Below are 15,741 nucleotides of genomic sequence, written 5' to 3' on the forward strand. Positions count from 1 at the left end.
GGCACAGGTGGGAGTCCTGCGGCATGCCAAGTGTCTATTCTGGCTTCAATAGCTGCCGCGGGACATACAGACAGCAGGCACGGTTTTCATGATGATGGAAATGTCCTTCATCATCGACCAGTTCTGAACATATTGCGTGTCGTAATCCACGCGTTCCTTGTAGGAAACGTCATTACGACCGCTAATCTGCCAGAGACCGGTGAGACCAGGACGCGTGCTGAGATAGTAGCGCGCGGCACTTTCGTAGTAGTTGAGCTCTTCGTCCACGACAGGACGAGGACCGACAACACTCATTTCACCACGAATGATGTTGATGAGCTGTGGCAGTTCATCGAGGCTCAGCTTGCGAAGAACGCTGCCGACCGCAGTCACGCGCGGATCGTTCTTCAGTTTTCTGGTCTGGCGCCATTCTTCCGCTGCTTGCGGATCGGAAGCCAGATATTGCTTCAGCACCTCATCTCCATTCACGACCATCGTGCGGAACTTCAGGCAATGAAACATACGGCCATTATGGCCAATACGGCGATGGCCGTAAAAAGCAGGTCCCTTGTCGGATAGTTTGACCAAGACCACGATCATGAGAAAGATCGGGCTGAGGACAAGAAGCGCGAGCAGTGCCGAGGACACATCGAAACTGCGTTTCACGATGCCCCCGATGGGAAAGCTCACATCAGACTCTTCAGAACCACTAAGCGGCGAAACAGCCGATCGAGTCGCGGACTTCATAGAGAGAACTCCATTTATGTTTTGCGATAGGTCGGTACCCGTTGGGCGCGTCATTGAGCCTTCATGAGATAACAAGTCTGTGGTCGGAATTTGGTGCTTTTGAATTTTTTGTGAGGCACGCTGACCCGGCACCTCAAAAACGGCCGCCCCAAATTCCTCACATGATGTTGACTGAGACTATTGGTGAACGCCTATAAAAGGAACAAGTACGAGGCCGTGCCATGCAATTTGCGCATGATCGACATTTGCATGTATTGCCCGGCCGTCTTTATTAAAACTGTTCTTCCGGTTTACTGGTCATCTATGTCTGGTGGATCAACTTCGTATGATACAGGCGAATAAGAAGCACATAATATTTCTTATATGCAGCGCAGCAAATTTACGGCGTCGCACATAAAAAATAATTAAAAATAAACCGTTTTTATTGGGAAATATTAATTTTGACCGCGCCTGAAACGTTTCCAAGACCAAAGCGTGGCCTAAATAAGGCAAAAATGTGGCGCGATTGATCATGGGTGGGTGAGGCCTTCCGACTCGTGAGTGGTGCGCTTCCCTATTCTGGCATCCCTATTCACCTCAGCCGCACATAAAGCGCACAACGCAAAGGGCTGGCACGCATACGGCGCACCAGCCCTTCGTGTTCTTCAACCTATGAAGAATAGCTTATGCTGCCTGGCGATCGTGGCGGCCCTCTTCGACCTCCTCGACGATTTTGGCAACGAAAGCGTCCAAGTCATCTGGATTGCGAGATGTAACGATGCCCTTGTCGCAAACGACCTTTTCGTCCTTCCAGATGCCGCCAGCATTCTTCACGTCGGTTTTGATCGAACCGTAAGACGTTACCTCGCGTCCACGGACGGCATCGGCCTCAACCAGAAGCCATGGCGCGTGGCAGATAGCCGCGACGACCTTGCCGGACTTGACGAAGTCCTTAACCACTCGCATCGCGTCGTCGCTGGTACGCAGGACGTCCGGGTTGATCTGACCGCCGGGAAGCACCAGTGCATCGAAATCCTCGATACGCACGTCCTTGGCAAGGAGATCGACCTTGATGGAATCGCCCCAGTCCTTCTCGTCCCAGCTTTTGATGTCACCGTCCTTGATGGAGGCGATCTTGACGTCTGCACCCTTGTTCTTCAGCTGCTCGTATGGAACACGCAGCTCGGAGCGCTCGTAACCATCTGTCGCAAGAATGACGATTTTTGCAGAATTAATCGAAGTCATAAGAATTTCCTTCCTAGTTTCTGATTTCAACGGGATGTGATTAGGGCTCCACATCGGAGTTAACCGAGGGCAGAAAGAACTCGACATCCGCAATCCGCTCTTTGTCGAGCGTCGCGATGCGCTCCTGCCAGAAGCGTTCGGCCTCTACCGGTTCATGGTCGTACTGTCGGACAAATGTCTTGTTGTCGTCGATCATGACCTGGCGGGTGCCACCGAGGAGCATGTATTCTTCCGCAAGCTTTCGCGTTTCGGTCTTTTCCACGTCCAAACCTCCTTGGCAGAGTGAAGCGGAGACGGCCGGATGGATAAGAAGCTCGTCTGCCCATTCGTTGGCCACCGAGAGAAAACGGAAAAATCCCGATGTCCTTCAGCACCATCGCGTCCGATTGACACGGCGCGTCTCCTGCCAATTCGAACGTAGCCCTCCAGCATTGGTTCCGGAAAAATTAAAGTGAAATGGCCAGGAACAAGCAGAGCTGAGCGCCGACGAATGATCCCGGCCTCCGTCAGCACGAGCAAGCGATAAGGCCTTGAACTAGGCGAAAGATAGTCTTTCCGACATCCCTACGCGTGGGTTTGTAGCGTCGGCGCTTGTTCTGTTGCACAAACTATCGTGCTGGCGGAAACTGGCGCTCCTTTAGAGCCTGTCCGCATCGACCCCACATCTGGCGAACAACGGAAATGAGACTGTCTCTACTAGTCCCCAAGACTACGTGCCAGCGATCAGTGTCGATGGCTGCATGCTCACCGAAAGCCCAGCCACTCTCAATTTCATTGCATCATCTTTTCCCGGCGGAAAGTTTTTGGCCTCGGTAGATGCGTGATCAAGCCCGCATCACGGAATGCTTGGGCTGGATTGCCTCCCGTCAATGTTACGATGCGCATGTGCATCGCGCGGAACGCAACGCCGATTGCGGAGCCACCTTCGAACACGTTTGAACAAAGGGCCATGAAACCTGCCGTGATCTGTGGCGACGATTCGACTACCGTTTAGGCGTCGGTCGCACGGCATCGGTGACTGCTGTACGGTCATTGATCCAAACCTTTTGGTGTTCTTGACCGGAAATGATGCTCGGCTCAGCGCAAGCCGGGCCGTCTCAAATATTACCAGTCACAGGAGATGCCAAACGGTCCTTCTAGACATTCCGACGTCGCATTATTTCAACGTTTGAGGGCTTCTCAGCGCCTCAATCAGCCATGGACTCATGGGAAGTTCAAGATTGATGTTCAGCCCGGGCATCGGCTCCTCGAACCAGCGGCTGTAGATCCCCTTGACCGCCTCTGACTTGTAGATTTCGTTTAGGGCCTGGTTGACTGCTGTAACAAAAGCCTCGTCGTTCAGGCGCATCATGAAGCCAAGCGGCTGAAGTTCCGTCACCTGCTCTTCGGAAAGTACGTAATCGGAGGGTGACTGCGTACGGGCAATCATCGTTTTCAAAAGAACTTCATCCATCGCAAAGGCTGCAACGCGTCCGTCCGTCACCATGTCGAAGGCAGCTTGCAGACTGTCCACCGGAACGGTTGAAATATTCAGCTTGCGTTTGCGGCTGATCTCATTGATCTCGTTGATATTGACGGTTCCCAGCGCCACACTGACGGACCGTCCCTTCAGATCATCCAGCTGCTTGAGGTTGTTCTTGCGCAGGGAAACGTAGCGCGTGGCACCATAGAAGTGGCTGTAGGCGAAAGCGACGCTCTTGCGCCGTTCCGAGGTGTTGGTGCTGGCATTACACTCTATGTCCATTGTACCGTCATTCAACAACTGCACGCGATTGCTGGGTGTGCGCGGCACGAACTCGATATCGATAGAATGTAGTTTCAGACGGTCTTTCAGCTTTTCTACAATCCCTCGGCAGAGATCGATCGAGTAACCTACGACCTGACCATCCGCGTTGAGAAACGAGAAAGGCGCAGTCGACCCGTAGCCGATCCTGATCTTGCCGGTCTGGACGATCCTGTCGAGGGTCGGTGTGTCGAATTTCTTGTCTTCAGCCTTTACCCCAATAGCGACACCAAGGCACGAAACCAGCAAGAGACAACGGACGATATGCATTTTCATTGCAGATACTCCTTCGGCTCCTTGAACACAGCCTTCAACTCCGGGGAGAGAGGAAGATTGAAATTGCGATTGTCCGGCGGCACGGGAGACATGAACCACTTATTGTAGATCGCTTCAGCCCCACCGTTGGTAAAGATCGAGAACAAGGCTTCATTGACGAGAGTTTTGAACGCTTCGTCGTCCTTGGGCAAAAGAATGCCATAGGGCTCGGGCGGGCCGAACGCGTCTTTGGAAATCACGTAGTCTTCGGGCGACTTCGAGAATGCCACGTTGGCGGCCAGTAGAACATCATCCATGACGAAGGCGGATGCTCGGTTATTTTCTACCGCCGCGAATGCTTCCGAATTCAGTTTCGCGATCAAAACTGAGATATTGAGCTTTTCCACTCTGTTGAGATTTTGCAGCTGCGCTATGTTGATGGTGCCTGTCGTTGAGGCGACCGTGCGACCTGCAAGGTCCCTGATGGTGTTGAGGCTGCTCGATTTTTTCGACACGAAACGGGTGGCGGTGATGAAGTGAGGATAGGAGAAGGCCACCTGCTCACGCCGTTCGGCGTTGTTGGTGGTCGCGCTGCACTCCATGTCTATCTTGCCGGATTTGACCAGCAGAAACCGCGTGGCCGCCGTTGCTACCACATAATCTATCTTGATCGTATCGAGCTTGAGCGTTTGACGGACATGTTCGGCAATCTCCCGGCACAGATCGATCGAGTATCCGCGCGCCACGCCATCCGGCGTCACATAAGAAAACGGCAACTCGTCCTGGCGATGACCTATGGTAATCGTCTTTGTCCGCACGATCTTCTCGAGCGTCGGACTCTTCAGGTCTTCAGCGGCGGCAGGATGTGAAACACTTTGGGCGAAAATGACCGCGGCACATAGAATCGAAATAAGACTGAAGCACTTCGACAGGCGGAGCCTGGTATCACTATGCTGCACGATCGTTACTCCTAACCGTGGACAATTTTTACGTCACTGGAATGCTGCCAACTTTCGATGTCTTTGAGAGCCATGGGACGGCCAAGATGGTATCCCTGCACCAGATCACAACCGGCGGCGCGTAGCAGGGAAAGCTGTTCTCGCGTTTCGACGCCTTCTGCCGTTGTCTTAAGCCCCAGGCCTTTAGCGATGTGGATGAGCCCTTGAATGATCGCAAGACTCTCGGTCTTCGTCATCGCTTCGGAAACAAAACTACGATCGATCTTGATCTTGCTCACCGGCAATTTGGTCAGATAAGCAAGGCTTGAATAACCAGTGCCGAAATCGTCGAGGGCGATTTTAACGCCGAGCGCGCGGATGTCCTCCAGGCATTTTTTCGACTGCATATCGGAAAGAAGCACAGTCTCCGTCAGTTCAATCTCCAGCCTCGAAGGAGGCAAGCCGCTGTCTTTGAGCGCCCGCTTCACCTTGGCCACAAGGTTACCTTGCTGAAGTTCGATTGCTGAAATGTTAACCGCGACCGCCGCATCATTGGAGAACTGCATGGCTTCCACGCATGCGCGGCGCAGAACCCATTCGCCGATAGCGCAGATTTGACCGGTCTTCTCGGCAATAGGAATGAACTGATCCGGATTGATCAAACCGCGAAGGGGATGCCGCCAGCGGACAAGAGCCTCGAACGTCACTGGCTGCGAATCCGAGAAAGAAAAAATCGGCTGATAGTGCAAAACGAATTCGTCGCGCTGGATCGCAAGATCCACGTCCTGCTGGAGTTCGTGATCCTGTTCCGGGGACATCTCCATGCCGTTTTCGAAGAAGCGAAAGTTGCCGCGCCCTTCAGACTTTGCGCAATAGAGAGCCACATCGGCATGCTTGAGAAGCTCGGAATTGTCAGTCCCATGAATAGGAGCCATGGAAATGCCGATGCTGGTGCCGACGCTGGCTTCCTTGCCGAACAGGATAAAGGGACGTGATGCCGCCGCGACGATGCCTTCCGCCAGCCGGTTTGCCTCCCGCACAGCATTTTTTCGCACGACCTGGATCACCGCGAACTCGTCGCCGCCGAGGCGCGCCACCATGTCCTGCGGACCGATCAGTTGCAGCAGGCGCTCCGCGAAAGCCGTTAAAAGGGCATCTCCACTGGCATGCCCCATCACGTCATTAACGGCCTTGAAGCGGTCGAGATCAAGAAGCATGAGATTGAAACGAAGGCCGTTGCCCAGTTCGCCGATATCGCCATCCAAGCGCTTGCTGAAGAAAGCCCGGTTTGGCAGCCCTGTCAGCGGATCATGATGGGCAAGATGCTCCATCTGTCTTGCAACATCGCGCATCACGCGCAGATTTTCCCGCTCGACAACGGCCTCGCGCACCTTCTCGATTGCCACCGCAACGCGACCGATCTCGTCATTGCGTCCTTGAAACGGCGTGACCGACTGAGTGTCGTCATGAGCGATTTTCGTCAAAGCCTCGATCAAGGAGGGGACCGGCATGAAGACCTTACGCATCAGAACCGTAACGATTACGCCTGTAGCGACAAGGATGGTTACTAAAAGAATGAGAGAGTTACGCAGAAGCTTCGTTTGCGTTTCGAACAGATCGGAAGCTTTGCCGATGGTTGTTACCACTCCGCCCTGAAGGCGCCCCGCCTGATCGACAACCGGAACATAGGCAATATAATACTTAACGTCGCCCAGTTCGGCGAAACCGACGTAAAAACGATTGAGTGTCGCGCCTTCGGTCAACGTAAGCGGTATTCTGTTGGCTTCCCCCATCGCATCCGCAGAGCTGACAAAAACATGACTTGCCGCGTCATTCTGGAAAATCCAGATGTTGTTCTTGGTTTGCGCGGCTGCGAGGGCAAGGACATCGCCCGGATTAAAACCCGTGTCGAGGATCGACGCTTCGTCACCAAGCGGCCTGTCACTTATGATTTTGACGATCTGCCCGTCCTGGTCGCTTTCTATGGAAATGAACGTGTAGATCGTGCGGATGGACGAACTCGTCACCTGCGCGTTGAGCTCGGCCTGTCGATGCCATTGATCGCGCGAGTCTCTCTCGACCATGATCCAGCCGACAGCAGCGCCGACAAGATAGGCGAGGACGACGCTGGAAACGAGAAAAAGAGTTATCTTCCAAAATAATGACTGGTACCAGACAATTCTGGTCGGTCGTGCTGGAGCAACTGCCTCGAAATGGTGCGGACTCTCGGCGCTCAAGGGCTTCTGACTTTCACGTTGTCCTCTTACGAGGGATAAACCGGGCCAACTTATCTTCTAGCGTCTCGACACGTCGCAGGTTGAGAGCCGCACTGTTGGCGAAGATAGTAAAGATATCCTGCCATCCACCGACATGATTTGACGGCATGGCTAAAAAAGAGAAAACAGCTTGGTCGGAATGGATTATTCGTTGCGTCGTTGGATCTAAAAGCCCTGTTACGGTGGCCGCGATCAAGAAGAGACTGCCCTTTGGGCAGGCAGGAAAAAACAGCACATGGCAATATTGAAATTCATCGATCGATCGAAGAACAATGGTGGCGCGGTCGCAAAATACGCAAGCTCACTTCTGCATCCTTACTCCATTGAGGTGACACCGCGTACCGCAGCAAAGATCGACGATTTTTCAGCTCTTCTGCCCTCCGGAACACGCGTGTACATCGCCCATATCGCTGGCACATCGATCAGCGACATGGTCGCCACCGCAAGGCGGCTGCGTGAGGATGGCTTCGCCGTCATGCCACATTTTCCCGCACGCAGCATTCCCGACGTGCCGACACTGGAAAGCTGGATCTCGCTCTACCGTAACGAGGCCGATGTGACGGAGGCGCTTCTGCTGGGTGGAGGAGAAACGCGTCCGGTCGGCACTGTCGAGAGTTCTATTCAGCTACTGGAAAGCGGACTGTTCGACAGATATGGATTCAAACGCCTGCATGTCGCAGGCCACCCGGAAGGAAGCCGCGATATCGATCCGGACGGAACGACGCGCAATGTCGACAGCGCATTAAAGTGGAAGACGGATTTTTCCGGTCTGACCGACGCCCACATGGCGATCGTAACGCAGTTCGGCTTCGATCCGACCGTCATCACAACATGGGCTGAACGTGTTGCCGAAGCAGGAATCACACTTCCCATTCATGTGGGAATTGCGGGCCCAGCGAAACTCCAGACCCTGATCAAGTTCGCGCTCTCCTGCGGTGTCGGCCCTTCGCTGAAGGTCTTGCAAAAACGAGCACTGGACGTGACGCGGTTGATGCTTCCATACGAGCCGGGCGACATGGTCGGCGCGCTGACGGACTATGTCCGCGACAATCCTCAGACACTGATATCCCAGTTCCATCTCTTTCCACTGGGTGGCATCGAACCTGCGGCCAGATGGGTGGCCGACAATACCATCACCCAGCCGCGACCAGCGACCGCTACCTTGTGAAGGAGCGTTTACAGACCGGCTGTCGATGACAATAACCGAGAACTACGCTTCAGACGAAGCGAAGGCCGCCCCCAGGACTGCGGCTCCGACAAGGCCCGGCTCTATCGCACATTCAGCGCGCACCACGAGCGGCCGCTGAAACTTGCGGAGAATTCTGGCCTTCACGGCGCGATCAAGAGCCTCGATCAGCGGCATTGAATTTGACAGGCCGCCGCCGACCGGAACGATCGTCGCGCCAGTCATATTGACGACGAGCGCCAGTGGCGCGGAAAGAATGTCGATATAGACGTCTATCGTGCGGGCTGCATCTACATCGCCGGTCTGCCAGGCGTCGAGGATGTCTTCCGCCTTCAACTCGGAGCCCGCCAGATGACGATGCAGCTTTTCCATGCCACGAGCACTACCGATGGCGTCCACACATCCATCAAGCCCGCATCCACAAGCAAAGCGAGGTAGTTCCACAGGCGGATTTCCAGCGCGGGTGGCGGCAACCGGGCCATGACCCCATTCGCCGGCAAAGCCGCCTGCGCTATTGATAAGCTTGCCATCCACAACGAGACCGCCGCCGACGCCCGTTCCCAGAATAGCGCCAAAAACCACCCGATGCCCGCGCCCGGCGCCCGCACCGTATTCGGCGAGCGCACAGCAATCGGCATCATTAGCAATCAGAACCGGAAGGCCAAGAGCGGCTTCCAGATCTGCTCGCAGAAGACGCCCATGGGCGCAGGGAATATTGGCGATAACGGCGCGATCAGTATCGGGATCGATAATGCCCGCAATCGAAAGCGCCACACAGGTCGGCGTCTCGCCAATCTCGTCGATCACGTCTTTCAACACGCCGATGAAGGCATCGAAATCATGGATTGGCGTTTGTCGCCGGGCCACGGGACGAACATCGTCAACCGCCCACGCGCCGGCGCCCTTGATGGCCGTGCCGCCGATATCGAAGCAGACGATCACGCAGCAACCCCTTTTGCAAAATCTTCGCCATAGGCGCATCTACCGCCAATAAAAGTCGCTCTCAGGGTCAGGTCCTCTTGCAGCACGAGCAGATCCGCATCCATTCCCACTGCGAGAGTGCCTTTCGTTGCGCAGCCGATGGCCTCGGCCGGATAAAGCGAGGCCATGTTCAAAGCGTCAGCCAAAGACAGGCCAAGATGCTCATGAACGAAGCGCACACAAGACAGCATGTCGATATCGGCACCGGCAAGCGTACCATCAGCGAGGGTCAATCGTCCGCCCCTGCGAAAGACCTCACGGCCATTCAGCAGGAAGCCCTGCTCGTCGGTGCCGATGGTCGACATAGCGTCGGTCACCAGGAATATCCGAGCCGGCCCCTTCTTTGCGGCCAGAGCAACTTGCATGACCATCGGATCCACGTGAAATCCGTCGGCGATAAGGCCGCAGGACAAGCGGCCATTGGCGAGCGCGACGCCAACGAGACCCGGCTCGCGGTTCTCCATCTGACTCATAGCGTTGAAGAGATGCGTGGCCATCGACGCCCCGGCCGAAACATAGGGAAGAATGTCGCGCGCCTTGGCATTGGTATGTCCGAGACTGACGACATATCCTGCCTCAACCAATGCTGTGACGTCGCCAGGAGAAACACTTTCGGGAGCGAGCGTGATGAGGGCCTCGCCAAAACGTCCCGCATGTTCCACAAGAAAACTGAGATCGGGCTGTTCAAGCGGGCGGATCAAGGATGGATCGTGGGTTCCCTTGCGCGCCACCGAGAGATGGGGGCCTTCCAGATGCAAACCGAGATAGCCGGGCACCTTTTGCGAATATGCGGCAATACCGGCCTCGACCGCTCTCGCACGGATTTCGGCTGTATCGGTGATGACGGTGGGAAGAAGAGCCGTCGTGCCGTAAGCTGCATGCGCTGAACAGATGGTGCGAATGCCGTCGAGATCAGGCTGGTTGTTCAGCAGCACACCGCCGCCACCATTCACCTGAAGATCGATGAAGCCTGGAACGAGGAGGCTACCCGCCACGTCACGCCTTTCGATTGAAGGCGAAAGATCGGCCTGCGCCACAATGGCTTCGATGCGACCATTGCTCACGACCAACGCTTGCCCCTCAAGGAACCCGACGCCGTCAAAAACCCGACCGCCGCACAGTGCAAATGAACCACTCATCGTGTTTCCGTGACCTTTTTGAGCGCAACCGGCCTATCGGGATCGAAGCCGCGCGCGAGAGAGAGGACCTCGACCATGCTATAATACGGAACGATCAACGCCAGCGCATCGGTCAAAGGATGGCCCGTTTCGACAAAAGGCAGAACGGTGGCGCCTTTACCCTGATCTGATGTCAGATAGACATTGGCATTCTTGGTCACGAGACCCGACGCTGTCTGGGCAATCGACGCCTCTGCCTTGTCGCGCGCGGCAAAGGCAATCACGGGGAAGCTTTCTGCCACCAGCGACACTGGACCATGCAGAACCTCGGCCGATGAGTAGGCTTCCGCGTGTAGCTCGCATGTTTCCTTACATTTCAGCGCCGCTTCCATTGCAATGGCGAGCGCCGGGCCGCGACCGAGCATGTAGAGGGATTCGGCCTTGACCAAAGGTTCGACCAGCACACTCCAATCGAGTGACAGCGCTTTGTCGAGATGATCAGGGAGCGCTGCCACAGCTTTTTTCAAGGTGGCCGAACCGCTCCACTCGCTCAAAACAGCAAGACCGGCAACAATCGAATTGACGTACGACTTCGTGGCTGCCACCGCGATCTCCGGTCCAGCCTGAATGTTGACAGCGATGGAAGCAGCATCTGCGAGAGGAGATGGTGTCGTATTCACCAGCGAAACGGTCAATGCGCCACCTGCCTTAGCGCCTTCAAGCATGGCAACGATGTCCGGGCTCGCCCCCGACTGAGATACCGCAAAGGCTGCAGCACGTTGCAAGCGAAGCGGCGCCTGATAAATCGACGCCAGCGATGGGCCGAGTGAGGCGACCGGTAGGCCAAGCTCGAGCTCTATCGCGTATTTGAGGAAATAGGCCGCATGATCCGAAGATCCTCGGGCAATGGTGACGACACATGCGGGATCACGCGCGGCAAGAGCGCTTCCTGCCCGTGCCACATCGTCTTTTCCACGATCCAGCAGCCGGGCGACAGCCTGTGGAATTTCATTGATTTCGCGTCGCATCATAGTCGTCATCAGTAAAGCCCTTATGTTTTTGATCAGGCGCCGATCGTAAGTTCCGCGACGAGGTCATAAGCGTCGCTGCGATAAAGCGCTGTGGAGACCTCCATTACGCGCCCGGTGTTCAGATAGGCGATGCGCTGCACTGAAAGGGCTGCGGAGCCGGGAGCGACCTCCAACAGTTCGCTCTCGTCATCCCGCAGCAGAACGGCGGAAATTCTTTGATTGGCCCGAACTGGACGAATATCCCGAGTTGCGAGGGCCAGATACAGCGATCCCTCGACCTGCTCCGGCTCCGGCAGAAGATCGTCGGGAAGGCTTGTCCTCTCAAGCGCAATGGGCGTATCGTCGGCAGTGCGAAGGCGAAGGATTCTTGCGACGCGCGCGCCTCCCGAAAGGCCGAGCATCATGGTTTCCTCTGGTGTTGGAAAATACAGTCCGCGCTCCAGCCAGCGCGAGCCCGCCACCATTCCCCTGCGGCGCATATCCTCGGTAAAGGAGGTGAGCCGCGTCAACGGCTGCTGCATTTTCGGCACAGGCTTGGTGACGAAAGTGCCGGAACCGCGCCTACGCACGAGGAGCCCCTGCTCGACCAAATCGTCGATTGCCTTGCGTACGGTCACGCGGCTGATGGCCGCAGCATCGGCGATATCTCGCTCGGCCGGTAACGCATCCCCATGCTTCAGGCGTCCGCTGGACACAGCATCTTCGATCAGACGCCGCAATTTCTGATAAAGCGGCCCGCCCCTTAATGCCTGCAATTCACCAAACGGCAAATCACCGTCCATTGCGCATCTCCGTTCCGTGTCTGTCGATATCGGCGCGCCCTTTGCAAAAGACACACAGCGCAGACACCATACCAAAATAGATACCAATACAAATCCACCTTGGCAAGGCGCGGGGATAATCCATCAATTTTGCTGAAAAACGAACGTTTTCAATGATGAACATATGTTCCAGACGTGGAATTCGAGAAATTTTTATTCCACAGTGGACACGCGGTATTTTTTTGGTATTAGATATTAACAATCATGACTGACCTGCGGGAAACCGAAAGTGGTCGGCGAAGGGGAAATGCCCAAGACTTCAGTGTTTCGATCAATCCGCTCATGCTCAACATGCATGAGTTGGACAAGCATAACCACCGCGTGAAAATTATTTTCATAGCGGAAGTCAAACGCGGTTTTTCTGATTGACCATCAGGAAGATTTGCAAGAGGCTACGAAAATAAATTACGAAAAGGGGAGCTTTAAGGCCATGAAAGTCGCGATAATCGGACTCGGGTTCCGCCTTGGCTATCTCGGCCAGGTCTTCACGGAGATCGATCCTGATTTTGAGATCGTTGCCCATGTCGATCCCGAGCCGGCAGGCTTGAAGCAGCTTGAAGCAGAAAACATTTCCGCCGGCCGCCGTTACGAAACCCCGCAGGAGATGATCGCGAAAGAGACTTTCGATCTTCTTATGATCGGCTCGCCCAATACATTCCATCTTGAACATATTCGCATTGGCCTCGAAGCTGGCCTCAAGGTCTTCACGGAAAAGCCCATCGTCACGACGATCGAAGAGAGCTTCGAGCTTGCTCGGTTGCTGAACCAGTATGGCCAGGACCACCTGATGGTCGGTCTCGTTCTCCGTTATTCGCCGCTTTACCGCGACCTGCGACAGGCACAGGCGCAAGGACTTCTCGGCGATATCGCCTCGATCGAGGCCTCCGAGCATATTGCTCCCTATCATGGCGCGTTCTTCATGCGAGACTGGCGCCGATACGACAAGCTGGCAGGCGGCTTCATGCTGGAAAAGTGCTGCCACGACCTCGACCTTTACAACGGCGTGATGGGCGTGCGCCCTCGTTATGTATCGAGCTTCGGCGGACGTCGCAGCTTCGTGCCGAAAAACGCTCCGCAAAATAGCGGCGTCAACGATCTCGATGTCTACTTCCGCAAGCCGAGCGGCTGGATGGGCGCCGACAAGGTGTTCGACAGCGATGGCGATATCATCGACTTCCAGACGGCAATCGTCGAATACGAAAACGGTGCGTCACTGGCATTCCACACCAACCTGAATGTGCCCGACGAATTCCGCCGCTTCTGCGTCGTCGGCGCAAAAGGCATGGCTGAAGGCGATTTCGTCCGCGGCTTCCTCGACGTTCACCGCGCTCATGACAGCGCCAAGCTGATCGGAAACACCTATCAGGCACCGTCGGTGAAGTCGCACCATTACGGCGCGGATGAACAGATGGCAGCCGATGTGTTCGCCCACGTCACGACAGGTGCAGCACTTCCGGTATCGGCGCTCGACGCCATTGAGGCTGGCATTCTGGCGATCGCCATGGATGAGGCACGCGCCGCCCGCAAGGTCGTCGATCTCGCACCCGTCTGGACAAAATACGACGCCTGCCTTCACGGCACCGAAGACGCGCAAAAGCGCTCCGCCTGATGAGAGGGTGATCATGGACACCAGACGAAGCGCCGTTTTCTTCGCTTGGCTGCTTTTGGCGCCAGCACTTCTTTATGTTCTTGCCGTCGTAGCTTATCCGCTCGTCGATACCTTCATTCTTTCGTTTACCGACGCATCGCTGAAGAAGGCCACCAACTGGGTCGGCTGGACCAATTACGACAAGATTTTCAACGCTACGTTCGCGGAAGTTATTATCCGCACTTTCATCTGGACGTTCTTCTCGGTCGCCATCAAGATGATCATCGGCACCTTCGGCGCCACAATGTTGAATGCTGCAGTGCCGGGCCGCGCGATTTTTCGCATCCTGACCATGCCGCCATGGATCGTTCCGATGGCGATCGGCATCTTCATGTGGGGCTGGATGTATAATGGTCAGTTCGGCATGATCTCAGGCATGCTTCAGCGTGCAGGCCTTGTCGACGGACCGATCGCCTTTCTGGCGCAGGGTTCCACCGCATTCTGGGCAACCGTCATCACCGACGTTTGGATCGGCGTGCCGATGGTGACGCTCTATCTCCTCGCTGCCATGCAGGCCGTTCCGCAGGATCTCTACGAAGCTGCATGGGTGGATGGTGCCGGACGTTTCTATCGCTTCCGCCGCATTACCCTTCCGCTGCTGGTTCCGTCCATGATCACCATGTCGATGCTCTCGTTGATCTCGACATTCAACTCCTTCGACATCATCTGGATTTTGACGCGCGGTGGCCCGAATGGCGAAACCACGACGATGATCATCGATACCTATAAGACCGCGATCGGTTCTTATAAATATGGTGAAGGTGCTGCGCGCGCCGTGTTGATCTGCATCTTCCTGTCCATCTTCTGCATTGCCTACTTCCGCATTGTCAGCAAGCTATCCGCCGGAGACAAGCGATGACACCTCCTCCCGCACTGATCAACCGTTACAAATGGTACGAGATCCTCGCGATATATTGCGGCATCGCGCTTTTCTTGATTTTCGTGCTGTCGCCATTCGTCGAAGGCTTTCTGGTGTCGCTGAAGCCGCTCAGCCAGCTCTTCTCGTCACCCTATCGCTTCTGGCCAGAAAACGGCTCTTTCGAAGCCTATCGGACGATGTGGGTCAGCGTGCCTGGCTTTGCCCGCTACATTTTCAACTCGTTCTTCATCTCCGGGATCGTCACAGTCATCGTCTTGGCACTGGTCATTCCGGCCGCCTATGCGTTTGCCCGCTTCGAGTTTCGCGGTAGCGGTCTGCTGCTTGGCGCGTTTCTCGCCGTCAACATGTTCTCAGGTGCGGTTCTGCTGATCCCGCTCTTTCGCCTGATGCGCTCGATTGGTGTTTTGAACACCTATTTGGCGATGATCGTGCCGGGCGTCGCCTTCCTTATCCCGTCGGCCATCTGGTTGCTGAGAACCTACATGATGCGCATTCCGCGAGAATTGGACGAGGCGGCCTATGTCGATGGTGCTGGCTACTTTTATACGCTGCGCCGCGTGATCATACCAATTGCGATGCCTGGCATCGTGGTCGTAGCGATCACCACCTTCATCGGTTCTTACGCGCAGCAGTTCATCTACGCACTCACCTTCAATTCGAAATCCGAATATATGCCTCTGCCAGTCGGCCTGTTTGCCTATTTCGGCCGCCAGGAGGTCATCTGGAACGAACTCATGGCCGCAAGTTTCGTCGGCATAGCACCGGCGATGATCGTGATCTTCTTCCTGCAACGCTATCTCGTCAGCGGCCTGACCGCAGGCGCGGTGAAACAATAAGATAACCACCAGAGAATGGGAGACTGACCGTGAATACC

The 15,741-nt window shown here is 55.4% G+C and carries 14 protein-coding genes; 4 read left to right on the forward strand and 10 right to left on the reverse strand.

The features are described 5' to 3' along the window. Positions 1 to 45 precede the first annotated feature (45 nt). The 6 genes from ACQZ5M_RS08950 to ACQZ5M_RS08975 form a co-directional block, all read right to left on the reverse strand. The gene (locus tag ACQZ5M_RS08950) at positions 46 to 726 is read right to left on the reverse strand and encodes a sugar transferase (RefSeq protein WP_296098249.1); all 681 of its coding nucleotides are present in this window, start codon (positions 724 to 726) and stop codon (positions 46 to 48) included. 663 nt (positions 727 to 1,389) lie between these two features. After that, a complete protein-coding gene (locus ACQZ5M_RS08955) occupies positions 1,390 to 1,950 on the reverse strand; it encodes a DJ-1/PfpI/YhbO family deglycase/protease (RefSeq protein WP_449079515.1) in 561 nt (186 codons plus the stop codon). Between the two features lie 40 nt (positions 1,951 to 1,990). After that, on the reverse strand, positions 1,991 to 2,212 hold the full coding sequence (locus tag ACQZ5M_RS08960; RefSeq protein ID WP_449079516.1) for a hypothetical protein: 222 nt from the start codon (positions 2,210 to 2,212) through the stop codon (positions 1,991 to 1,993). Positions 2,213 to 3,106: 894 nt separating this feature from the next. Further along, complete coding sequence (locus ACQZ5M_RS08965) at positions 3,107 to 4,009, reverse strand: amino acid ABC transporter substrate-binding protein (RefSeq protein WP_449079517.1); 903 nt, start codon at positions 4,007 to 4,009, stop codon at positions 3,107 to 3,109. Beyond that, complete coding sequence (locus tag ACQZ5M_RS08970; RefSeq protein WP_449079518.1) at positions 4,006 to 4,947, reverse strand: amino acid ABC transporter substrate-binding protein; 942 nt, start codon at positions 4,945 to 4,947, stop codon at positions 4,006 to 4,008. The genes ACQZ5M_RS08965 and ACQZ5M_RS08970 overlap by 4 nt, the downstream gene beginning before the upstream one ends. Positions 4,948 to 4,958: 11 nt before the next feature. Then, positions 4,959 to 7,163, reverse strand: a complete 2,205-nt coding sequence (locus ACQZ5M_RS08975) for a putative bifunctional diguanylate cyclase/phosphodiesterase (RefSeq protein ID WP_449079519.1) — start codon at positions 7,161 to 7,163, stop codon at positions 4,959 to 4,961. Positions 7,164 to 7,437: 274 nt separating this feature from the next. On the opposite strand from ACQZ5M_RS08975, the gene ACQZ5M_RS08980 reads away from it, so the two are divergent. Further along, positions 7,438 to 8,370 (forward strand): methylenetetrahydrofolate reductase, encoded by a 933-nt coding sequence (locus tag ACQZ5M_RS08980; RefSeq protein ID WP_449079520.1) that lies wholly within the window; start codon positions 7,438 to 7,440, stop codon positions 8,368 to 8,370. Between the two features lie 42 nt (positions 8,371 to 8,412). Here ACQZ5M_RS08980 and ACQZ5M_RS08985 read toward each other — a convergent pair whose 3' ends face one another. Genes ACQZ5M_RS08985 through ACQZ5M_RS09000 form a run of 4 tightly spaced genes read right to left on the reverse strand, consistent with a single transcriptional unit; the run spans position 8,413 to position 12,300 of the window. Further along, positions 8,413 to 9,330, reverse strand: coding sequence for an ROK family protein (locus ACQZ5M_RS08985; protein ID WP_449079522.1), 918 nt, complete (start codon positions 9,328 to 9,330; stop codon positions 8,413 to 8,415). Next, entirely contained in the window at positions 9,327 to 10,508 is a 1,182-nt protein-coding gene (gene nagA / locus ACQZ5M_RS08990) for an N-acetylglucosamine-6-phosphate deacetylase (RefSeq protein WP_449079523.1), read from the reverse strand. Before nagA ends, ACQZ5M_RS08985 begins: the two co-directional genes overlap by 4 nt. After that, positions 10,505 to 11,527, reverse strand: coding sequence for an SIS domain-containing protein (locus ACQZ5M_RS08995; RefSeq protein ID WP_296039614.1), 1,023 nt, complete (start codon positions 11,525 to 11,527; stop codon positions 10,505 to 10,507). The genes nagA and ACQZ5M_RS08995 overlap by 4 nt, the downstream gene beginning before the upstream one ends. Positions 11,528 to 11,550: 23 nt before the next feature. Continuing rightward, a complete protein-coding gene (locus ACQZ5M_RS09000) occupies positions 11,551 to 12,300 on the reverse strand; it encodes a GntR family transcriptional regulator (RefSeq protein ID WP_296017367.1) in 750 nt (249 codons plus the stop codon). A 469-nt stretch (positions 12,301 to 12,769) separates the two neighbouring features. Here ACQZ5M_RS09000 and ACQZ5M_RS09005 point away from each other — a divergent pair, with 469 nt between their 5' ends. From ACQZ5M_RS09005 to ACQZ5M_RS09015, 3 genes are read left to right on the forward strand one after another with little or no spacing between them, the layout of a single operon-like run. Then, entirely contained in the window at positions 12,770 to 13,948 is a 1,179-nt protein-coding gene (locus ACQZ5M_RS09005) for a Gfo/Idh/MocA family protein (RefSeq protein WP_296080583.1), read from the forward strand. Between the two features lie 13 nt (positions 13,949 to 13,961). Then, positions 13,962 to 14,846: a carbohydrate ABC transporter permease gene (locus tag ACQZ5M_RS09010; RefSeq protein ID WP_449079524.1), complete on the forward strand. Its 885-nt coding sequence runs from the start codon at positions 13,962 to 13,964 to the stop codon at positions 14,844 to 14,846. Next, the gene (locus ACQZ5M_RS09015) at positions 14,843 to 15,703 is read left to right on the forward strand and encodes a carbohydrate ABC transporter permease (RefSeq protein WP_296017374.1); all 861 of its coding nucleotides are present in this window, start codon (positions 14,843 to 14,845) and stop codon (positions 15,701 to 15,703) included. The genes ACQZ5M_RS09010 and ACQZ5M_RS09015 overlap by 4 nt, the downstream gene beginning before the upstream one ends. Positions 15,704 to 15,741: the final 38 nt, after the last annotated feature.

The sequence above is a fragment of the Rhizobium sp. 22-785-1 genome, from assembly GCF_053521965.1.

Coding starts and splice junctions, on each gene's coding strand:
- ACQZ5M_RS08965 (WP_449079517.1), bottom strand. CDS start 4,009: ATGAAAATGCATATCGTCCGTTGTCTCTTGCTGGTTTCGTGCCTTGGT.
- nagA (WP_449079523.1), bottom strand. CDS start 10,508: ATGAGTGGTTCATTTGCACTGTGCGGCGGTCGGGTTTTTGACGGCGTC.
- ACQZ5M_RS09000 (WP_296017367.1), bottom strand. CDS start 12,300: ATGGACGGTGATTTGCCGTTTGGTGAATTGCAGGCATTAAGGGGCGGG.
- ACQZ5M_RS08980 (WP_449079520.1), top strand. CDS start 7,438: ATGGCAATATTGAAATTCATCGATCGATCGAAGAACAATGGTGGCGCG.
- ACQZ5M_RS08995 (WP_296039614.1), bottom strand. CDS start 11,527: ATGACGACTATGATGCGACGCGAAATCAATGAAATTCCACAGGCTGTC.
- ACQZ5M_RS08950 (WP_296098249.1), bottom strand. CDS start 726: ATGAAGTCCGCGACTCGATCGGCTGTTTCGCCGCTTAGTGGTTCTGAA.
- ACQZ5M_RS08955 (WP_449079515.1), bottom strand. CDS start 1,950: ATGACTTCGATTAATTCTGCAAAAATCGTCATTCTTGCGACAGATGGT.
- ACQZ5M_RS09010 (WP_449079524.1), top strand. CDS start 13,962: ATGGACACCAGACGAAGCGCCGTTTTCTTCGCTTGGCTGCTTTTGGCG.
- ACQZ5M_RS09015 (WP_296017374.1), top strand. CDS start 14,843: ATGACACCTCCTCCCGCACTGATCAACCGTTACAAATGGTACGAGATC.
- ACQZ5M_RS09005 (WP_296080583.1), top strand. CDS start 12,770: ATGAAAGTCGCGATAATCGGACTCGGGTTCCGCCTTGGCTATCTCGGC.